Genomic DNA, 840 nt, shown 5'->3' on the forward strand with positions numbered 1-840 from the left:
GCCGGCAGCCTCGATGGCGGCGCGGACCTGAGGCCCCTTGTGGGAGCCGAGATTGTCCATCACCACCATGTCGCCTGGCGAAAGCTCGGGAATGAGAACCTGTTCCACATAGGCCAGGAACGCCACGGCCTTGATCGGGCCGTCGAGTACCATGGGTGCGACCATGCCGGTGGATCTCAGGCCGGCGACGAAGGTGGTCGTCTTCCAGTGGCCGTGCGGCACGCCGACCCGCAGGCGTTTCCCGCGCCGGCAACGGCCGTGGCGGCGCGCCATGTTGGTGGAAGCCCAGGTCTCGTCGATGAAGACGAGCCGCTCCGGGTCCAGGTCCAGTTGGCCGTCGAACCAGGCTTGGCGCTGTTTCAGGATATCGGGGCGGTCCTGCTCGGCCGCGTGCGCGGTCTTTTTTTCCAGGTGATCTGGTGGCGATCGAAGAAGCGCCACAGCGTGCCGATGGCAAAGCGGTGTCCGTGTTCGGCGAGGCGCGCCTGAAGCTCCATCAGGGTGATGTCGCTTGTCTCCTCCACCAGCTTCAGGATCAGGTCGGCCTGCGCCTCGATCCGGGCGGAGAGGGTGTCACCGCCGCGCGGCTTGGCCGCGACGCTTCCGGTTTCCCGCACCCTGGCGCACCAGCGCACGGCGCTGGCGATACTCACCCCGAAGCGCTCGGCCGCCTGCCGCCGCGACATCCCGCCCTCGACGGCGGCAACCACCCGCTCCCGCAGGTCCAAAGACAGCGTCCTGGCCATGCATGTCGGCCTCCCTCTCCGACACGAAGCTTGAATCAGAACGCCGCAGATTTGGGAAGCCCAGCCAAATCAAAACGCGAGGAAAACGCTCTAG

General features: G+C 66.7%; 1 pseudogene. It reads right to left on the minus strand.

The window, feature by feature from the left end:
- A pseudogene (locus FBQ73_RS23230) lies at positions 1 to 746 on the minus strand (IS630 family transposase); the annotation flags it as partial.
- Positions 747 to 840 lie beyond the last annotated feature (94 nt).

The sequence above is a fragment of the Xanthobacter autotrophicus genome, assembly GCF_005871085.1.
GTDB lineage: Bacteria > Pseudomonadota > Alphaproteobacteria > Rhizobiales > Xanthobacteraceae > Xanthobacter > Xanthobacter autotrophicus.